Annotated in this window: 12 protein-coding genes; 3 read left to right on the forward strand and 9 right to left on the reverse strand. The window is 59.2% G+C overall.

Features of this window, described 5'->3' with window-relative positions; genetic code table 11:
- Nucleotides 1-317 precede the first annotated feature (317 nt).
- Entirely contained in the window at nt 318-1,787 is a 1,470-nt protein-coding gene (locus HYH07_RS19480) for a lipopolysaccharide biosynthesis protein (protein ID WP_220004005.1), read from the forward strand.
- Here the strand turns inward: HYH07_RS19480 and HYH07_RS19485 are convergent.
- The 7 genes from HYH07_RS19485 to HYH07_RS19515 all read right to left on the reverse strand — a co-directional run bounded on the left by HYH07_RS19485 (nt 1,774) and on the right by HYH07_RS19515 (nt 15,837).
- The gene (locus HYH07_RS19485) at nt 1,774-7,011 is read right to left on the reverse strand and encodes an Ig-like domain-containing protein (protein ID WP_220004006.1); all 5,238 of its coding nucleotides are present in this window, start codon (nt 7,009-7,011) and stop codon (nt 1,774-1,776) included. The two genes, HYH07_RS19480 and HYH07_RS19485, sit on opposite strands and share 14 nt — an antisense overlap.
- A 192-nt stretch (nt 7,012-7,203) precedes the next feature.
- Nucleotides 7,204-9,087: an ABC transporter ATP-binding protein gene (locus HYH07_RS19490; RefSeq protein ID WP_220004007.1), complete on the reverse strand. Its 1,884-nt coding sequence runs from the start codon at nt 9,085-9,087 to the stop codon at nt 7,204-7,206.
- Nucleotides 9,084-10,079, reverse strand: coding sequence for a glycosyltransferase family 2 protein (locus tag HYH07_RS19495; RefSeq protein WP_220004008.1), 996 nt, complete (start codon nt 10,077-10,079; stop codon nt 9,084-9,086). The genes HYH07_RS19490 and HYH07_RS19495 overlap by 4 nt, the downstream gene beginning before the upstream one ends.
- A complete protein-coding gene (locus tag HYH07_RS19500) occupies nt 10,076-13,006 on the reverse strand; it encodes a trifunctional glycosyltransferase/class I SAM-dependent methyltransferase/polysaccharide deacetylase (protein WP_220004009.1) in 2,931 nt (976 codons plus the stop codon). The genes HYH07_RS19495 and HYH07_RS19500 overlap by 4 nt, the downstream gene beginning before the upstream one ends.
- Complete coding sequence (locus HYH07_RS19505; protein WP_228749650.1) at nt 13,003-14,163, reverse strand: glycosyltransferase family 2 protein; 1,161 nt, start codon at nt 14,161-14,163, stop codon at nt 13,003-13,005. Before HYH07_RS19505 ends, HYH07_RS19500 begins: the two co-directional genes overlap by 4 nt.
- A 12-nt stretch (nt 14,164-14,175) precedes the next feature.
- The gene (gene galE / locus HYH07_RS19510) at nt 14,176-15,159 is read right to left on the reverse strand and encodes a UDP-glucose 4-epimerase GalE (RefSeq protein WP_220004010.1); all 984 of its coding nucleotides are present in this window, start codon (nt 15,157-15,159) and stop codon (nt 14,176-14,178) included.
- Nucleotides 15,160-15,450: 291 nt separating this feature from the next.
- A complete protein-coding gene (locus tag HYH07_RS19515) occupies nt 15,451-15,837 on the reverse strand; it encodes a hypothetical protein (RefSeq protein WP_220004011.1) in 387 nt (128 codons plus the stop codon).
- A gap of 250 nt (nt 15,838-16,087) precedes the next feature.
- Between HYH07_RS19515 and HYH07_RS19520 the strand changes: the two genes are divergently transcribed.
- Entirely contained in the window at nt 16,088-17,086 is a 999-nt protein-coding gene (locus HYH07_RS19520; RefSeq protein WP_220004012.1) for a glycosyltransferase family 2 protein, read from the forward strand.
- Here the strand turns inward: HYH07_RS19520 and HYH07_RS19525 are convergent.
- Complete coding sequence (locus HYH07_RS19525; RefSeq protein ID WP_220004013.1) at nt 17,075-18,271, reverse strand: glycosyltransferase; 1,197 nt, start codon at nt 18,269-18,271, stop codon at nt 17,075-17,077. The two genes, HYH07_RS19520 and HYH07_RS19525, sit on opposite strands and share 12 nt — an antisense overlap.
- A gap of 108 nt (nt 18,272-18,379) precedes the next feature.
- Between HYH07_RS19525 and HYH07_RS19530 the strand changes: the two genes are divergently transcribed.
- Nucleotides 18,380-19,429: a glycosyltransferase gene (locus tag HYH07_RS19530; RefSeq protein WP_220004014.1), complete on the forward strand. Its 1,050-nt coding sequence runs from the start codon at nt 18,380-18,382 to the stop codon at nt 19,427-19,429.
- Nucleotides 19,430-19,492: 63 nt separating this feature from the next.
- On the opposite strand, the gene HYH07_RS19535 is transcribed toward HYH07_RS19530, so the two are convergent.
- The gene (locus tag HYH07_RS19535; RefSeq protein WP_220004015.1) at nt 19,493-20,311 is read right to left on the reverse strand and encodes a glycosyltransferase family 25 protein; all 819 of its coding nucleotides are present in this window, start codon (nt 20,309-20,311) and stop codon (nt 19,493-19,495) included.
- Between the last annotated feature and the right edge of the window lie 18 nt (nt 20,312-20,329).

A 20,329-nucleotide genomic window follows, 5' to 3' on the forward strand; every position in this document is an offset into this window, starting at 1 on the left:
TGGTGTGAGTGCCCACAAAATCATCTCACGGGAACCTCAGCACTGTGAATCGAAATATGACAAACTGCGGGCATTGATGTGACCACAAGTGTCTGCATTGACGTTGGTGACGTCCAGCCATCGCTTGAGATCAGTTTCGAGCAGGCTCGTCCAGGCCGATCCCACATCGCCCGATCATGTCTTCCGTTCGTGCCAAGGCCAAGCTAAAAGCCGGAGACGATCGGAACCGCCATCGTGCAGCGCGCTGGATTTCCCGCGGAATTTGCTGGCAGGCGCGAGACCGCGCAAGAGGTGTTTGAGATCGCGGGGGTGAGCCGTTGGACAAGGACAGCAAGTCACGGGCCGTAACCAACATCCTCATAACGGGCGGGTCCCAAGCCTGGAAACTCTCGGCCGGTTTTGTCCTGACGATATTCTCGACGCGAAATCTTGCCCCGTCCGACTTCGGCCTGCTGGCTATGTCTGCGACGGCCGCAACGTTCGTCGGGCTCATCAAGGATGTCGGCGTTGGACAGGCCATCATTCAACGCACGGAAATCGCCAAGGGCCAAATCGATGCGCTGTTCTGGCTGTCGGTGCTCGCTTCCGCGGCATCTGCTCTCGTTCTGGCGTTGAGCGCGCATCCGGTTGCGCTGTTTTATGGCGATACGACGCTTCAGCAGCTCATGATCGCAATTGCCGGCCTAAGTTTCATAGCTGGCCTTCCGACCGTTCCGGCGGCTCTCCTTGCCAGAGAATCCCGATTTAAGGCCCTAGCAATCCTGGATGTCGCCGCGACAACCGCTTCCGTTGTCGCAGGGATCGTCGCTGTAATCATCTTGAGAAACTATTGGGCACTTTACCTGTCCACGTTCGTTCTTACCCTCTTTTCGACAATCGGGATCTGGGCCTATTCCGGCTATCGCCCCGGATATCCCAGTCTGGACAGCGAGACGCGCCACATGGCGCGATTTGGCCTGCATGTGTCAGGGTTCAACCTCGTCAACTATCTTTCGAGAAATGCGGACAACATTCTCATCGGCAAATTTCGAGGCGGCGACGAACTTGGCCTGTACGATCGGGCCTATAAGCTGTTGCTGCTGCCGATCGTCCAATTACACAACCCGATCGGCCAGGTGATTGTCCCGCTGCTTTCGCGGCTTCGTTTCGATAAGGAGAGATATCTCAGTACCTACAATGATGCCCTTTCCATGGTGATGCTCATATGTCAGCCGGGCATCGTGTTTGCCATCCTACTCTCGGAACCGCTCTTCAGAGTTCTCCTTGGCGAGCATTGGGTGGGCGCAGCCCCGATTTTTTCCTGGCTGGGCGTTGCCGGCTTGATCCAGGTCGCGACCGCGACGGCAGCTTGGCTGTTCCTCAGTCAAGGCCGTAGCCAGGAGTACTTCAGGCTTGGCGTTTGGACCGCCTTGATCAACGTGACCTCATTCCTCGTCGGTCTTCCCTGGGGTGCGCTTGGAATCGCCGCGGCGTATACGCTGGTGAACTGCACCGTCGTGCTGCCGCTTTGCGCGATATCTATCGGTCGTCATGGCCCGGTGACGACAACGAGCCTGGTCAAGACGACCGTCCCGCATTGGATCGGTTGTGGCGTTGCGGCGGCCGTCACAAGGATTTCGAACATCTCATTGCTGGATGGAAACTCTTTCGCTGGGCTGGTTACGCTGCTGGCGCTTGCCTATGCATCATATCTCCTCGCCATGATCTCCTTCACGCGGAAACGGGAACTTGCGAAACGCGCGTTGCGCAACGTTATTCGAAAGGCAAAGACCTTCAGCGAAGAATGAAGTTATGCAACTCCGCCAGATGGACATCAATCGGGGCTACCGCGTGAACGGCGTCGACCTGATGAAGGCTCGAGTCAACATCTGGATAAGTGGTGGCCGCGAGGAGCCCTATCTTGGTCGTTTCATGAAACGCCTCGTTAACTAAGTCATATGGGTTGGAGGTGGCGGACTGCTCGAACACGAACCCCTCGCCTCCCAGGCGCGCGGTGCCGACGGCCGGTGCGGTAGCAGGAGGCTGCGACGGCGCAACCGCCGAAAAATCAAAGCGAGCCTTCGGAGGATCGATGACCAGTGTGCCCCCGGATCCGTCGCTCGAGAGATTGAAGGTCGAGTTGGTGTAGTCGCCAGCAAGCGAGATATGTGCCGTGTGATTTTGAGCGTCGACCACGGTCAACACGCCACCGGCTGTATCGCCGGAAAAGGACGCCGTCGTTCCCGCTCCGTAGGCGATGTCCTTCAGGTCGATATGGTTGGAATTTGACGCGGTGCCGTCACCCGTTAGACCGATGAGCGTTCCCGTAAATTGCGACGCGTGGTCCAACACCAGATTGCCGGTCGACGCCTTGAAGGTGATCGACCCGGAAGCGGCGCCGGACAATTCGAGCGTGGCGCCGGGGTCGACCGTCGCGGCCTGTGACATATTGCCCAGATTCAATACGACATTTCCGGAGATCTTGAGGATGGTCGATGACGTATTGATTACACCATCGCCATTGAGGTCCTGATAAAACGTCGTCTCGACCGCTTTAAGAGCAGAGTCGGTCGGGGACACCTTGTTCAGGAGGTTCGATAGATAGTTGCCATTGCTGTCCGTGGTCCACACACAGAGTTCGCCGGTGGCCGGAATCTTCCAGGCGACATCATAGCCGCTGGTCGTTTGCTCAACGCCCACCGGCGTCCAAGCGCCGAACTGTCCCGACACAACCGCTACGCCACCGTACTTCAAGGTCGGCCCCGCGCCGCTGGCCATCCCGTCGAGCAAGTAATTCGAGCCGACCAGAACCAGGCTGGTTGAGCCGGACGCCTCGATTGTCGTGCCTGAAACCTGCTGGGGCGTTGGTGGAAGACCAATCACGCCATCACCGTTGAGATCCTGGTGAAAGAGGGTCTCGCTCGACTCAAGAGCCGGGTCGGTACCGGACACCTTGTTCAGATAGCTGGATACGAAATTGCCGTTGCTGTCGGTGCTCCAGACCGCGAACTGGCCGGTCGAGGGGATCTTCCACGCGACGAGATAGCCGTTCGACGACGCTTCCGCAGCCACTGGCACCCATGCGCCAAGCTGCCCTGCGACAACCGCCGTTCCGCCATTCTTCAGGATCAACGATGAGCCGGCCGTCGAAAGGTAGAAGTTGCTTCCCGACTTGATAAGCGATGTCGTGCCGGTCGCTTCGATCACCGTACCCACCGCGGAACTGAAAGCATTGGAAAGCTGGCTCAAATTGCCGGCGATGTCGGTGGCGGTCGCGGTGAAGCTGTGTTGCCCTGCCGTGAGCGATCCGGTGGTGACGCTCCAGGCCCCACTCGTCGCCGCGACGCCCGTGCCGATCAAGATCGAGCCTTCGTACAGCCGGACAGTGCTTCCGGCTTCTGCCGTGCCGGACACGATTATCGCGCTTGAAGCTCCAGGTGCGCCCGAGGTCAGGATGGGTGCAACCGGGGCACGCGTATCGACCGTGACGTTCAGTGCACCGGAGGAAGCGCTGACGTTGCCGGCGGTGTCCGCGGTCTTGCCGGTAAAGGTGTGATTACCGTCCGCCAACGTTGCGGTGGCAAAGGACCAGGCTCCGTTGGTATCGGCGATCGCCGTTCCGATCATCGTCGCGCCGTCGAAGACCTGCACCGTGCTCCCGGCGTCCGCGGTTCCAGTCAAATTCACGTGGTTGACATTGGTGACGCCATCGCCGGCGACGTTGCTGTCGGGCGAGAACGACGCGAGCTTGGGCACGTTCGGGGCGATCGTATCGATGGTGACATTCACCCCGGCTGAGAGCGCGGTGAGATTGCCGACACCGTCCATCGCTGCGGCGGCAAAGGTGTGGCCGCCTTCGGCCAGCATTGCAGTCGCCATGCTCCAGCTACCGTTGCCGTCGGCGATCGCCGTGCCGATCTGAGTTGTCCCGTCGAAAACCTTGACGGTTAAACCTGCCTGCGCGCGACCCGTGAGGACCAGATGATTTGTATTGATGAGGCCCGACACGATCGAGCCGCTGTCGTTGACAGCCGAGATCGTCGGCACGGCGATAGATGTCATCGTCATCGGCGAATTCGTCGCGGAAACGAATGAATAGTCGGCCGACGTCAAGCTGGTCACGCCCGCGATGCGCAGCGTGTCTGCTCCACCCGCGTAGTGAACGGTCCATACATCGTTCACATGGGTCAAGTAGGCGCCGCTATCGTAGCCTTTCAGAATCAGCTTGTCATGTTCGGCAGTCGCGCTCGTGAACACGTGGAAATCGGCGACCGTATCGTTGCCGCTGGCTACATTGTAGATGAACGTATCGTTTCCGGCTCCTCCGGAGAGCCAGTCATTCCCGCCTGCGCCATCCAGGAAATCGTCACCGCTCGAGCCGACCATACGGTTTGCCGTCTGGTTGCCGACGCCCGCGAGCCCGCCCATCATCAACGTCAGGTTTTCGACGTTTGCCGACAACGTGTACGACGTCCAAGCCTCCACGCTGTCAACGCCGCCGCCGGGATTTTCGACGATTTTCTGGTTCGCACTACCGATGACGTAGGTATCGTCGCCGTTCCCCCCGACGAGCGTGTCATCGATATTGACCGCCGAGAGCTTGTCGTTGGCCGCGGTACCGTACACCATGTGGCTGCTCGCCTTCCCGCTGATCCAAGACGTGATCGTGCCGCCGACCGGGAGCGTTGCTGGCAATTGGAAATCGTCGCTGGTGAATGCCGAGACCGTCGTGTTGCGGAACACCAGGGTATCCTGGCTCGTCAGCTTCAGATATACGTCGCTTCCGATTTGGCTCATCGCCGCTTGAACGTCGGCGAATGAGGTGAAGGCAAAGCCGTTGAGCTGGACGACATCGTGTCCGGCGCCTGATCCCGGCGAAAAGTCGGTGATGATGTCCGAACCGTCGCCGGAGTTGATTACGAAGCTATCCGCACCGCCGCCGCCGGTCAGGATATCATTGCCGAGCCCGCCGGTGATCACGTTTGCCGCGGCATTGCCGATGATGATGTTGGACTGAATATTGCCGGTGGCGTTGATGGCTGCGGAACCGGTGAGGGTCAGATTCTCGACGTAGCTCGAAAGCGTATACGTCACCGAGGCGTTTACCGTGTCGATGCCTCCGCCATAGCCTTCGATAACCTTCGCACCGGAATCGGTGACGACATAAGTGTCGTCGCCGGCACCGCCGGTCATGACATCGGCGCCTCCTGCACCACCGATCAGGTCATTGCCGGACGTGCCGCTCAGCGTGTCCGCAGCCGCGCTTCCCGCGATCGTGTTGGTCGGCGTGCCACTCGTGAGCAGAGTGTAGTTCGCAAGCGTGTATTCCGGCAATTGATAGGCTTTGATCGAATCGATGGTCATCGTCGCCGTCGATCCTGGAGCGGCATTGCCCGGCCAGCTCCCGCCCATCGCCAGATTGGCGATCATGTACATCGCCGTATTCATGTCGGCGGGCGTGGCCTGCCGCGCGACCTCGTTCCCGTCGACGAGGAATGTCAATTCGTAAGGCGTCCATTTGAGCGCGAACGTGTGTTCTCCAGTGGTCAGGTTGGCTGTATTTGCCCAGCCCCCATTCGTCGCCGGCGCGTAGGGCGAGTGAATGGCCCAATGCGCCTGGTCAGGATCCTGGCCAAAGGCTTCGAGCACATCGATCTCAGTGTTGAGGTTATTGGCCGTGCTGGGCAGCATCCAGAACGCCGGCCACGCTCCGCTCGTGCTGGGCAGCGTGGCCGTCATCTCGAAATAGCCGTAGGTCTGAGTAAAGCTGTTCTGGGTCGAGATCATGCCCGACGAAAATATGGCACTGCCCGTATAAGGCGTTGCGCTCGCAGGCAACGCTTGCGCCGTGATGACGAGGTGACCGTCCTGAATCGAGAACGGATTGAGCCCGAGCGACGTTGATGCCTGAGTGGCCGGCAGCCCGGAAAAGCTGGGATCGACATACACCTCCTGTTCGCCGGCCAGCCCGTACCCTGCGGCTCCGCTCCAGGCATAGCTCGTGCGCCAGGTCAGGCTCGGATCCTGACCCGCGGAGAGCGTGTTGAAGTCGTCGTTGAAGGTCTGGACCAGTCCGGTCAGGGGACTGACGATGTTTATATTGGCGGCCGTGAGATTCTGGAGGCTGGTGTTTTCAAGCGTTATCGTTTCGCCGCTAGCGATCGTCAGGACAAGGTCGGTGCCCACCTGCTTCATGGCCGCCGTGACGTCGGCGAACGTCTTGAAGCCGGTGTTGTTGAGCTGCAGGATGTCCCCACCCGCACCCGCCTGAAAGTCGGTGACAATGTCGTTGCCGTTGCCCGCTTTCACGACAAAGGTGTCGCGACCGGCCCCACCGGTCAGCACATCGTTGCCTCGCCCGCCGTCGATCATGTTGTCGCCGGCATTGCCGACAATGATGTTGTTGAGATCGTTGCCGGTGGCGGGCGACGGAACACTATCTGTCAGGACAAGATTCTCGACGTTCGGCGCATTGACGAGGCTGTATCCATTGATGTTCCAGACACGGATCGTATCGATACCCTCTCCGGCCTGCTCGACGACCTTGGTGTTGTGGTCATAGACATAGTAGGTGTCGTCCCCTGCTCCGCCGATCAGCGTGACGCCCGTGCCGCCGGCCTCCATACCGTCATTTGTCGCACCGGTCGTCAGCGTACCGCCCGCGGCGACGGTACCCGCCCAGTTCCATGCCGTTCCGCTCGCTGGCAGCGGATTGTCCAGGGCGACATTGCTTGCAACCAAGGTCGAAAGCGCGACATTCTGCAGCGTCAGGGTTTCGGTGGACGACAGCGTGACGACCGTATCGGAGCCCACTTGGGTGGCCGCTGCCAGGAAACTGGCGAACGTCGCAAAGCCGTAGTTTTGCAATCGCAACACATCGCCGCTCAAGCCCGCCTGAAAATCAGTGACGGTATCGGAGCCGTATCCCTTCGAGACGACGAAAGTATCGCTGCCTGCGCCTCCGGTCAGAACATCGTTTCCGGTACCGCCAAACAGAACGTCAGTACCGGCGCTTCCATTGATAATGGTCATGATGGATTGCGTGCTCCTTTTACGTGCACACAACTATGCACGCGTTCAAAAGAGCCTTATCGATTCGATGCAATTTGACGAATGACGCGAGAATCAGCTGACGGCTAGAGATTTCTGCGGAGACACCGTAGTGCTACGGGCTCATGTGAAGTCGGCGCTGATCTGCAACAAGCACGCTCAAGGCAGTACCCGTCATTCACCGGGCGAGTGCCGAACACGCAGGTTCCGGTTAGGGAACCGCGTTCCGCATCCGATGTAGGGCACTTCATCTTGCGAAGTGCCCGTTACGCACGCTCCTTGACTCGCCAGGACTTTCGCCGGAGGACCCTCAGCGACAACCCGGCCGTTTTCAATGCACACCGCGTGGTCCGCATCGCGCACTGAATCCAGGCGATGTGTTATCAGCAACAAAGTTCGGTTCTTGAATTGTAGCTGGATCGCGCGTCGAATGCTGTCCTCGAGCGTCAGATCGAGCGCGCTCATCGCTTCGTCCAGGATGAGGAACTTCGGATTGCGCACGATCGCTCGGGCAAGACCAAGGCGCTGCCGCTGACCGCCTGAGAAGCGCAGGCCGTGCTGTCCGATCCAGGTGTCGTATTTGTCCGGCAAGGCCTCGACGACCTCTGAAATGCCCGCGACCCGCAGCGCCTGCCGAACCTCTTCCTCGGAGGCGTCGTTCTTGGCCATCCGAACGTTCTCGATCACCGTGCCTTCGACCAGGTCCACATCCTGCCCCGCAATCGCGAGCATGCCGAGCCAATCGATTCGACGAACGTCTTCGATGGATCGCCCATCAACCCGTATGACACCCTCGTTGGCCGAATAGAGTCGCAACAATAGATTTACGATCGTGGTCTTGCCCGCCCCACTGGCTCCAATGAGCGCAGTGGTCTTGCCCGCAGGAATGTCAAACGAAGCATCCAAAAGAGCGGGCTCGGTACCGGCATCATAGCGGAACGTCACGTTGCGAAATGAGATGCCGTTCTCCAGTTTAGCCACGGCCACGTGCCCGGCGTTCGGGTACTCCTTGTCATCTGTCGACAGCATGTGTCTGATGGACCGAAGCTGCGGCTCGATCTGCGCCATATACAGCAAGTTCCCTTCGAGATCTCGCATATGCGGCTGCAATCGATAGAGCAACGCGACCGCGGTCAGGCTCGTCGCAAAGCCGATTCCCCATAGATCAGCGAACGCGATTACGAGAAACAGCACGAAAAGATACCCCACCTCCGTCAGAGGCGAGACCAGGGCGGATAGGCGCACAAGGCGCAGCGCGACCTGTCGGGCCTGCGCCGAAGCCTGCTCGAAGCGCTTTTGGTGACTCTCCTCCTGGCCATACGCGCGGATCGTGCGCATGCCCTGGAGTGTCATCAGCATATGCTCACCCAGCTTTTGATGAACCAGCTTTACGCCGGCGCCCAACTGCTGCATTGGCAGCGAAAGATGGCGCAATCCCGCCGATATGATCATCGAGGCGACGAGGGCGACGACCGTTACCTTGATCGAGAGCGCCAACAGAAAGGACGCGAAGAGAAAAACCGAACACGAACTCACGACAATGCGGGTAAGACTGGCATATGCCCCGGAGATCACCCATGTCTCGGTTCCCAACACCTCCATGAGATAGGCTTCGTCATGGCGTTGGAAGAACGAATACGAAGTTGACAGATACTGCAGATGAACGCGGTTGCGCGCGACTTCATTGATCTTCTCTCCGACACGCGCACTGATCAATGTGTTGATAAAGGAAAGAGCACCGCGAGCAATGATGAGAAGGAGCAGCACGACAGCAGTTTCGGTCGAGCTGTGAAACCAGTTCGCCGCATATCGAAGCGCTTCGCCCAGCAGGCCGCTGGTCGACGTTGCAAGCTCCACCTGACCCATGGCGAAATAGAAGAACAGGAGCACGAGAGTAATCCCGACCGTCTCCGCCAACGATGTCGCCAGGCCAAGGACAATCAGCGCGGGCGTCACCCAGCCGGGCAGTGGAGCAAGCTTGAGCAGCTTGAACAGTTCGACCAATGCAGCGCGGCGAGCAGATCTCGGACTTCGTGTGTTGTTCGCGTGCTCTGTCATTGCAATTGACTCGGATCGCCGATGGCAAATAACGAAGCCGGTGGTCGGACCACCTTGCGACGCTGATGCCGCCATTTCCACCGGACTTCCAACACGGTATCCCGTGGCACATCGTGCACGGCGACCCTGAGCGCGAGCAAGGGATTCCGTCTGAAAAGCTGTCCAAGGATTGAGATGAAGTACCACAAGTGACCGCCCGTCAGAGCTCTCCGAAGCAGCCAACGCGCATAGTTTCTGAAGCCCAGGTCGAGGAGCGCCGTGCGCTCTGGGTGCCGCGCCATGATCTCATCGGCGACCAGCATCCACGACCGGAACATCCGGGGCATGTTGCTTGACATGTTGTTCGGAAGATAGCGGTAGCCGATCTGGTACTCGGGCACGACCGCGAAGTGGTACGCCTCCGCGACACGGCAATAGAACAGCAGATCTTCGCAGCCTTCTGCCCCCGACGCCCTGAGTCCGCTCTCGAAACCTTTTGCAGCTATGAGGGCTTCCCGGCGAACCAGCGCCGAGCTGCCGTTGCCAATGAAATTTCCCTGACAGAGATAGTCCAGCACCTCGCCCGCATGAAAGACGGGATCGGACCTGGCACTTACGCGACTATCGGCATCGATCCAGTCATACCAGCTGTAGACCAGACCAGTCCGCTCTCCTGCCTTAAGCAAGGCTTGAAGCTGTTGCTCAATCTTGCGAGGCGTCCAGAGATCATCGGCATCAATGAACGCGACGAAGTCCGCGCGCGCGGCCTGCCAGCCCGCATTCCGGGCGGCCGCCACCCCTGCATTACGCTGTTCTATGATTGTTACGCGAGAATCCTGAACCAGATGCCGCTGGACAACTGCGACCGTGTCGTCTGTGGAGCCGTCGTCCACGACAATGATTTCCAGCTCACGGTGCGACTGGGACCTTACGCTGCGAAGCGTCTCATCGATCGTCGCACTGGCGTTGAAGGCGGGAATAACCACACTGATCAGCAGCGCACCGCTACTCATTGATACTGCTCCAGGCAGCGCGCGAATGTGTCCAGCGTGAAATCGCCTCTGACCTCAATTCGCGGCAGGTCCAACAGATTGTCCTTCAGTGTTGCAGCCCGGTTGACCGTGTTGAACACGGTCTTGTAGCCGCATTCGGCTGCGAGAATTCCAAGCCGCTGATTGGTAGAGCCAAAAGGCGCAGCAAGCGACGTTATCGATCGCCCAAGCCATCGCTCCAACTGTGCACGAGATCGCGTCAGTTCCTCGGCGAGCGTCCAGGTCGCAAGTTCCTGGCTGCGCGGGTGGCTCGCCAAATGGCTGCCAAAGGATACGCCCTCGGCGGCCAGCCCGGCGATCCCGGCCGCATCGAGCAGCGAAGCGGGCTCTCCAAACGGCGCATCCCATTCAGCCCACCTTCCCACGAAATCGGTCGCAATGAACACCTCTGCCGAGAAATCGTTTGCCTGCAAGATCGGCCATGCATACTCGGCAAAGTCCTGATAGCCATCGTCGAACGTGATCAGCACCGGCCTGCCCACGAACGGATGATTGCTTGCTACGAACCAGGCGAGCTGATCCGAATTGATCGTGTGGTAGCCATTGCGGCGAAGCCACAGCATCTGTTGCCCGAACGCATCCGGAGACAAGCGGTACCGCGCCAGTTCGTCTGGTCCTTCTGTCGCAATTCGGTGATACATCAGGACCGGAGCGTGCGTTCGTCTTTCGGATTGCGCGACGTCAAACCTGCGCGCCACGGCCCCGCCCCACACGATGGACCGCGCAACCTCGAGCTCAATCGGCGCGTCGATAGTCGCGAATTTCACCTGTATGTCAGGGGCGGCTTCGCCCGGGACTAACCGCCTGAACCGATCGATACGGTACAGCTCCGTCTCGATCGATGTATCCAGGGCGAGCCCGGGCACGCCCTGGATAATCCGCCTAATCGTCTCCGCCCCATACGGACTCTCCCAGTCGAGGCCCGTTCGCGATATATTGTCCTTCAGCACAAAGGCATGGGCCGCCACCAGGTGACCGCCAGGACGCAGCGCCTGCACCAGTCGCTTCGCGACCGATTCCAGTTCGGCCTCGTCGTTAAGGTAGTAAAGGACCTCGGAGCAGACGATCAGATCGATATTCTGTGGGAGCGGATCGGCGGATAAATCCAATTGAGAGAATTCGATATTCTGATGCCCATTGCATCGGACACGGGCGCGATCGAGCGCCTTGGTCGAGATATCGGCGGCTCTGAGGCGCTTGACCCTGGGTGCCAATTGCCGTGTGAGATGTCCCTCCGCACACGCAAGCTCAAGCGCGTGATCCACTGGCTGGTCCGGCAGGAGCTCGAGCTGCCGGCTATACTTTTCCTGTTCATACGGCGAACCGTAGTTCCAGGGATCCTCTTGCTCGAAGAAACCCTCCCAAAATTTCTTGCGTGTGGTGTCTCGAGATCTTCTGGCACATCGCATAGGACTGCTCGAAGCGGAGATGCCCGAGATGGCTCGCGACCGCGCCTCACGTGAGGCCCGCGAGGCCAACTCGCGTAGCCGCCCCCGGTGAGTATCTCGGCCGTCTCGGATGAAGGATTGAAGTCGTTCTGTCCGCTTGTGGAGTGCGATTTTTGCCCGAATCAGCCTTCCGATCTGGTCTTTGACCTGCAAATGAACGAGGCCATGGGCGGCCAGCGCGATCCAAAACCGGTTGTTGACGGTGCCGAGGGCACCAATATCGAGCAGCGTCAGGATGCGAGGCCCGTCACAGAGATAGACATACAATCGATCGACAGTCCCGATCGGCCTGATGGTATCGATACGGCGAAGGTCAACGCGCGTGCCGAACGTCAACGTGAGGACCCTGGGCGCCGAAAGGTCGTCATAATCGAGCACTTTTCGCTCAAAGCGGTATTGACACTTTCGCGCTGCCGCCGGGTCGCTCCATGCGTGCCCCATTGCTGAAATGAGGTGGGTTACGCCCTTCCCGTATTGCGGCCACCGTTCCGCCAGCTTGGCGGGCACCGTTCTTGCCCCGACCATCACGGCATCGAGCAAAACAGAGGCCACGAAGTCCGCTGTTGTCTCGGTCTTTGGAATGTCGCTGAGCGTTTCCGGCGATGGATCGCTGGCATTCCTGCGGCCGCAGTCAAATCCGGCACACCAGAGGGCGAAATACGCGTACGCCGCCGCGACGCTGCCGTATGCAGTTGACGCTCCAGCTTGGTGTGCGGGTGCCGGCTCGCTGACGCGGTCGTCACTCGAAAATCCGCGCGCAATGACCACACGCGCGTCGGCCAGCATCCGTTTGACATCTTGCGTCAGTGAACGGTCGCTTGTCCGGTAATAGCTCAATTTCTCGTCGACATGGATCCACCTGCCGCCGCAGCGGGCGATCCGTTGCCACAGGTCCCAATCTTCGCACGTGCGGAGGCTGGTCTCAAAGCCACCGACCTTTGCAACCGCGCTCTTCAAGACGAGCACGCCATGGATGAACGTGGCACACGTCCGAGCGAAACGCTCGAAGGCGTTGTCCTGGATGGCCGGATCGCGGCGAACGGAAATTTCACTGCCGTCAGGCATAACCCGGCAACAGTTGCAGTAGGCGGCCACCGCCGAGGAATCGCGATCCAGCGCAGCATTCATCAGCGCAAGGAAGGATCGATCAATCCAATCGTCACTGTCCAGGAACAGTATTCGTTCGCCGCGCGCGCTTGCAATTCCCTTGTTGCGGGCACCGGAAGCGCCTACTCCGTCAGACTGCAGAACCCGAAAGCGGGAATCCCGCGCCGCATATTCAGCAACGATCTCGGCCGTGGCATCGATCGAACCGTCATCCACGACAAGCGCCTCCCAGGAGGGGGCGCTCTGCGCGAGCAGGCTGACAAGAGTTTCAGCAATGGTTCCCGCAGCGTCGCGGGCGGCGATCACGATGGACGTACGCGGATGGGCTGTCATCTGCGAAACCTTTGGCGATGATAGAACAGCAATCCGGCGAGATATCCGGTCACCTCCTCCTTCAGGAAGCGGTCGCGAATGCTGTCTCCTTCCATTGCTTTTCGGAGTAGCCTAGCGAGGTACCAACGCGGCTTGTGATAGTAAGCCAGACGCCGGTTCGCCGAGATCCCCGTTCGCTCATACTGCACCAAAAGTGCGGCCGCATGACCGCGCATGTAATGATAGATCTGGCTGGCCAGTCCATCCATTGTCCTGCGGTGAAAATGGAATGCGACTGACGCCGGGGTGTAACGACACGTGTAGCCGCCCGCGAGCAATCGATACCAGTACTCCGAGTCGCCCGAGCAGCCGGCCTGACCGACGTCCAGGCGCTCATCAAAGAGCCCGACGGCCTGAAACACCTCGCGCCGGAACGCCATGCTCGCTCCGGCGCCGACGTCCCACGCGGGCAGGACCTGGCCGTGATGCGATCGGAAGGCTGCGCTGTCGTAATCCTGTTCGCGATAGCCCTTGCCAAATCCCCAATACGTCTCGAAGTGCCGTTGCGCCTCGGTCGCGAGCTCGGCGGGAAGCACAAGCCCAGTCACCGCACCGACCTCGGGAGAGTCAAACGCACATGTCAGTTGCTCCAGCCAGCGCGGGTGAAGCAGCACATCGTCGTCCGTATAGGCGACAATATCTCCAGTCGCCTGGAGCGCGCCGGCATTGCGCGCAATGTCCAGGCCGGGTCGGTCCTCCCGAATATAGGTTACTGCCGCGGCCAACGCGACATCCCGGGTCCGCCGATCGCGCGATGCATTGTCTACGACAATGATTTCTCGCGGAGGATGAGTCTGTTGCGGCAGCGACGACAAGCATTTGCTCAGCTCGTCCGGACGGTCTCGCGTGCAGATCACCACGCTCGCCGAGAGCATCATTTTCGTCGAGGTTCGCACGTTGGAATCGACGGCTGACAGGAAGGTGTTGTCGATATGATCGATCCTGGCGTCCGTTATCTGGCCTTCATGCATCAGCACATGGCCGATCGGCTGGTCGGCGCGCCAGAACACCGTCATGCCCTCGTTCAATGTCGTTTCAGCAACATCGGACGCCGACGTCACGGAGACGTGCACCACGCCTCTTCCCAGTCCAATTCCTGCGAATGGGGTATCGATCATTTTCGTGCGAAATCATGCCGACGGGTTGCTATCGCTCCACCTCAGTGCAGTCTCAATAATGAAGTCGATCTCGGATTGCCGCGGGCTCCAACCGAGCTCCCGCTTGGCTTTGGCAAAGGAAGCGACGAGCGTGGGCGGGTCGCCCGCGCGGCGTGGGCCGCGGCGGACGACCGGATCGTTTCCGGAGACACGCCTCACTGCCTTTATTAGTTCGAGCACACTCGTGCCAACCCCTGTACCGAGATTGAACACATGAGTACCGCCTCGCGCCACCAGCATGTCACCTGCGAGAAGGTGCGCCTGCGCCAGGTCGTTGACGTGGATATAGTCCCTGATTGCACTGCCATCCGGCGTCGGAAAGTCCGTTCCCAGAATGGTGAAAGGCCGATCGGGTCGGCGCACAGCTTCGATCGCCAGCGGAATGGCATGCGTTTCCGGTTCGTGGCGCTCGCCGATCTCTCCGTCCGGATCACAGCCCGCCGCGTTGAAATAGCGCAGCGAAACCGACGACATCTCGTACGCGCGGCCAAAGTCCTCCAGCATGCGCTCGATGATCATCTTGGACCAACCATAGGGATTAATCGGCGCCTGCGGATGTGTTTCGTCTATCGGCGTGTGCTGGGGAATTCCGTAACTGGCGCACGTGCTGGAAAAGAGCACGCGCGAACAACCGGCCGCTCGCATTGCCTCCAGGAGTGCAAGCGTTCCTCTCGTGTTATTGTCGTAATAGATGGCGGGATCAGCCACGGATTCGCCGACATAAGCCAGTGCCGCAAAGTGCGCGACAAGGTCCGGCTTGTAGGTGTCCAGCGCTGCGCGCACGCCGGCTGAATTGCGAATATCGCACTCGACCAACGGTCCCCAGCGCACCGCATCGCGCCAGCCTCGGGAAAGATCGTCGAGCGTCACGACATTCCAACCCGCCATCGCAAACGCCTTGCAGCAATGCGAGCCGACGTAGCCGGCACCGCCGGTGACCAGAACGGTCTTTTTCATCTCGCCGCGCCCGCGCGTTGCGCATCGATCGGAGCTGGGACACTACCGATATTTGTCGGGCCGGCGAAATCGCTACGCTTCCTTATCAACCTTCGCGCCAACAACACTCAACTCCTTGTCACGAAGCATGAACTTGTTCTCAATCTCCAACCTTCCAAACTCCATTAATTCATATCTAGATGGATTGTGGCTTCATTCGTACGATCGAACGGCGGCGCGCAGACGCGTGAAGCTGCCACGCGCAGTTGCAAAGGACCGAAACGGTGCAATCCGTGGATTGATGCTGCGAAATTATTGCTTCGCTGCGGTCTCGTCCGCGGGATAGAAACGCGCCTGATGCGCTTCCGATAGAACCTGTCCCGTCGATGATTTCACGAGGGCGGTCCATTCATACACACCCGGCTTGCAAGGACCAAATGTCCGGATCGTCCCCGATGGCACGACGCCATTGCTCGGAACCGGAACGTTCTGGCCTCCCATTTCGCGAGTGCCTTCTGCAAGTGTGAGCGTCATCGATGTGGCACCGGCGGGAATATTGCGCAGACGCATCTCAGGATTTGGGAACAGCGTGACACAGCCGCGGGCCCCGTTCCATGAAAAATCCAACGTCATCGGATCGGCCGATGCGGGATGACAGGCCGCCAGCAACAAAGGGAAGCCAACAATAACAGCTCTCACATATTGCTCCGGTCAGTTTCGCTTCCGATCTTCGAGCGATCAGTGCACGCACTATTCACGATTCACGCAGAAGAGATCGCCCATTTTAAGGCGCCATCGGTAAGCCCACTTGCAACCGATGCATCAAAGGAAGCAGTCACGAGTTGGCCATTCTTTTGACGGACGGTCGGGACGTCCTTTGGCGTGCATCAACGACCATTCCCGCGCCTGCCAACGGATTGAGCAAACAATGGCAATTGGCAGCTAAACCGTGTCCAGAAACGTCCTGATCGTCGTACCCGTTTTGAACGAGGCTTCCCATATCGAGACCGTTGTCCGCAATCTGGCGCGGGACGGTCTCGACGAAGATCGCATGATAGTGGTTGCAGATGGCGGCAGCACCGATGGGACGCCTGACATTGTTCGCCAGCTTGGCAAGGAGATTCGCGGCGTCCATCTGTTGCGCAATCCCCAGCGGCTGCAGAGTGCCGGGATCAATCTGGCCGTACAAGTCTATGGTGCTGCGGCGCAGGTCCTGGTGCGGTGTGACGCCCATTGCGAATATCCAGCGGATTATGTTTCGAGCCTCCTCAAGACTCTGGACGAGCGCAAGGCCGACTCGGTCGTGGTCCCCATGGACTCTCGTGGCGAGGGTTGCTTGCAGAAAGCCGTCGCCTGGGTCTCGGACACCAAGGTCGGCTCGGGCGGATCGGCACATCGCGGCGGAAAGCAAAGCGGCTTTGTCGATCACGGGCATCATGCCGCGATGACCATCGATGCCTTTCGCACGGCCGGTGGTTACGACGAAACCTTCACTCACAATGAAGATGCAGAGTTTGACTGCAGGCTGCGTGCACTTGGCGGCCGGATTTTTCTGGATTCGGACATCCGCCTTTCATATCGACCGCGGTCGAGCTTTCTGAGCCTGGCGAAGCAATACTTCAACTACGGGCGTGGTCGATCGAGAACGGTGAGACGGCATCCAGGATCGTTGCGACTGCGTCAATTCCTGGTGCCCACTCATGTTGCATTGACGCTCGGCGCCATCGTGCTGTCGCCGGCTGCGCCGCTGCTGTTGACCTTGCCGGCGGCCTATCTGGCGATACTGGCCCTGACCGCAATGTTGATTGCAGTAAAACATCGCTCAATTTGCGGGCTGCTTGCATTGCCGGCCGCCGCCGTGATGCACTTCGCGTGGGCACTTGGCTTTTTCTGGGGCATCCTGTCGATCCGCCAGACCACCTGGCAGATGACCCCTTCAGTTTCCTGAACGCTGCAGAACCTGGGCACTGGCCGGCGCGTCCACACGCCGGCTGGCCTTCGCATAGGCGGCCTCGGTCAGGCGGGCAATCGAGGTCCACGTCGGCACGGAGTCGCGCAGATCCAGCATTCCTTGACCCTTGGCGTTTCGATAGTCGGGGTCGCTGATCAAGCGCTCGAGCGACCGGGACAATGCGGCGGGATCACCTGGAGGAACGAGCGTCCCCTCCGCCCGATCGCTCAGCCATTCCGAAAACGTTCCAAGGTTCGAAGCGACGATCGGACGTCCCGCCGCGATCGCCAGCATCAGCACACCGGATGCGTCGATATCCCGGTACGGAAAAGCCAGGATGTCAGCGCGCGCGACCAGCGAGGTCACTTCGTCTTCCGGAATGAACCGCAGGTCGAATTCGACATGGTCTTCGAGCTGCAGATCCTTCACCATCGCAAACAGCGGCTCCATCGGCATTTCCGGCCAGCCCACGATCTTCACCACGCAACGTGCCCTGACCTCTCGGGGAAGCAATGCAAGCGCGCGAAGCATGACGTCGACGCCCTTGTAGGGCTTTATCTTGCCGAACAAGAGTATTTGAACGCGGCCGTCCGCGGCCGCGGACTCGTCGGCAGGTCGGGCGATATGATCCGTCAGCAATCCGTGCGCGATAACCGAAATCTTCTCGCCCGGAATACCAACGCGCAGCAGGCGATCACGTGCAACGGTCGTATGAACGATAAGATGGTCGAAGCAATGCAGAATCTTGAACGCCCCGATTCGCTGTATCCGCGAGCTCGGATTGTTATTGAACGGATTCGAGTCATGAACGGTCAGAACCGTTGGCGCGACCCTCCTGAACTTGGGAATGAACTGGCTGTCGACGATCGCCAGGGGTGCCCATTGAAAATGGATCACATCGGGCGGCGTCTTCCTGAAGCGCCTGATCAGCCGTGTCATTGATTCAGCGTGACTGAGTCCCTTCAGCCCCAGCTGCACGTTGCGCGGAAGTTTCTTGAAAAAGCGCGACTGCAATCCCGGATAAAAATGCCGGTCAAGAAACAGGTCTTCATCAACGGAAGGCTTCTGCCCAAGCTGGCGCCCGACAATGCTGGCTGCATGCCCAATATCGGTCAATCCTTTGGCTAATTTAAGATCATATGGCCAAGTAAACAGTGACGGATCAATCAGAGCGATTTTCATGCGATTGCCTCACCAATCATGCTTTGCGGACTGTGAAATTACTTCTGGCCCATCAAGGCATGGATTGATAGCCTCTTTTGCCACCTGCAAATTTGTGAGCGACACACGTTGAAGATCAGCATCGTCATAACAGTCTACAATTACGAACGGTATGTCGGATTGGCAATCGACAGCGCGTTGAATCAGACCCGTCCGGCGGACGAGATCGTCGTCGTCGACGACGGATCAATCGACGGTTCCCGCCGGATCATCGCCGGCTATGGTGACAGGATTCGAGCCATATTTCAGGCAAATCAGGGCAACATCGCAGCATTCGAAGTTGGGTATCGCGCAGCGACAGGCGACGTACTGTTGTTCCTCGATGCGGATGACATCCTGATGCCGACGGCGGTCGAAAACGTTGCTGCGCACTGCCGCGAAGGTGTTTCGAAAGTTCAGTTCAATCTGGACATCATCGATGGCGCCGGCAGGCGACTTGGGCGTTCGTTCTGTGCGTTTCCCAAATCCTACGCGTCGGAAGATGTGCACGCAGAATTTACCCGGTCGGGAACGTACATCTGGCCAGTCATGTCGGGAAATGCGTACTTCCGAGAGTTTCTTCGACAGGTCATCCCGCTCAATCCGCCCGTGGGATACGACGGCGCCCTCAACACGATCGCCCCTCTCTACGGAGACGTGGTCACGGTGCAGGAAACCCTCGGGCAATATCGGCTCCATGGCAGAAATATCAGCCGAAATGACGCGAAGGGCCGGGCGCAGCGGTTTCCGGATTTTCCCAGGCAGATCGGGTTCCGCATTGCAGAGTTCGACATCCTGAAGGCACATTGCGACAGGAAGTCCATGCACGTGCAAGCGGCACGGCCGATCGATAACGAGATCGTCTTTGTCAACTATCGCCTCGCGTCCCGTAAACTGGGACTGCGCTATGTTGGGCAGGACGCGGACACGTCGAGTTCACTTCTGCGCCGTGGGATATGGCTTGCTCTGACCACGACCACACATTGGCGCGCCGCCGCCTCTCATATCGTCTGGTTCACAGGGTTGTTCTTGAGCCCTTCCTGGCTTGCGTACCAGCTGATCATGCTCCGCTTCAACAGGGCAGAACTCCTGAGGCCGCTCGCCAGGTTCGGAAGTGTCGTCCGGCGCAAGCCCGCCTGAGCGGGCCACGGCGCAAACGTAGTCCGGCTCGTCAAATCTCGTGCCGCTTCCTCAAGGCGTCAATCACATGCTTTCGATCGTACGAATTGTCTCCGGCATTGGCGCGGAAAGACTGCTTGCGCCGGCGAGGCGGAGGCGAATCCGCCTGTCGGACTGTCGAAGGCGGATATTTTCCGACAGGCGCAGAACATATTCCTTTGATTTCCACGCAAACCGAGCCGCCCTGTCAAACGCAGTAGGCTCGCGGACCGACTCCGCCGCCTTTGCGATCGAAGATGTCAGCGTCAGCTCAAGGCACGGAAAAGGAAACAAGGCATAATTGTGGAGGCCATTTGCCCAGAAGCGGTCCATCTCCCAGTCGATCGGCCGATGAATAGTTGTCACGCTGTCGATGAACCGACGCGCGGCATGGCCGGAGATCAGATAGGCCTGCGTTCCCATTGGCGCACGCTCAAACCGCACCAATTCCCGCTGATCCAGCCAGGCCACGTGCTTGCACGGCGCCATGTGTCGCCCATACAGCCGGAGATAGCCGATCTCGGCAGCCTTGCAGATGTCGGGAAGCGATCGGAAGCTGAACCCGGCATCGAGAATGACGTCGTCTTCGATCACAAGTGTCCATGAATTGTCGGCAGCTGACGCTGCCACTTGCGCCATGATGCTCATATGACTAGCCGCGCAGCCGATCTCGGCACGTGAAAGGCCCCTGCCCCAAAAGCGGATGGCCAGCGCCTCATCATATTGCGGGAGCCCCTTGGCGGGTACACGCAAGGCATCAAAGAAGGTCCAGGGAATCTCAAGCGACTCCAGATTTGCACTCGCGCGCTCGCGGCGCGCGGAACCGGCCAAGCTAATCGCCACAATTTTGAGATTGCTGCCCATGATTGATCAGTCCGACGC

It is taken from the genome of Bradyrhizobium sp. BR 10261, from assembly GCF_019455395.1.
Classification (GTDB): Bacteria; Pseudomonadota; Alphaproteobacteria; order Rhizobiales; family Xanthobacteraceae; genus Bradyrhizobium; species Bradyrhizobium manausense.

Excerpts from the sequence above, each read along its gene's own strand:
- HYH07_RS19485 (WP_220004006.1), bottom strand. The coding sequence starts at position 7,011 with ATGACCATTATCAATGGAAGCGCCGGTACTGACGTTCTGTTTGGCGGT.
- HYH07_RS19490 (WP_220004007.1), bottom strand. The coding sequence starts at position 9,087 with ATGACAGAGCACGCGAACAACACACGAAGTCCGAGATCTGCTCGCCGC.
- HYH07_RS19495 (WP_220004008.1), bottom strand. The coding sequence starts at position 10,079 with ATGAGTAGCGGTGCGCTGCTGATCAGTGTGGTTATTCCCGCCTTCAAC.
- HYH07_RS19500 (WP_220004009.1), bottom strand. The coding sequence starts at position 13,006 with ATGACAGCCCATCCGCGTACGTCCATCGTGATCGCCGCCCGCGACGCT.
- HYH07_RS19505 (WP_228749650.1), bottom strand. The coding sequence starts at position 14,163 with ATGATCGATACCCCATTCGCAGGAATTGGACTGGGAAGAGGCGTGGTG.
- galE (WP_220004010.1), bottom strand. The coding sequence starts at position 15,159 with ATGAAAAAGACCGTTCTGGTCACCGGCGGTGCCGGCTACGTCGGCTCG.
- HYH07_RS19525 (WP_220004013.1), bottom strand. The coding sequence starts at position 18,271 with ATGAAAATCGCTCTGATTGATCCGTCACTGTTTACTTGGCCATATGAT.
- HYH07_RS19535 (WP_220004015.1), bottom strand. The coding sequence starts at position 20,311 with ATGGGCAGCAATCTCAAAATTGTGGCGATTAGCTTGGCCGGTTCCGCG.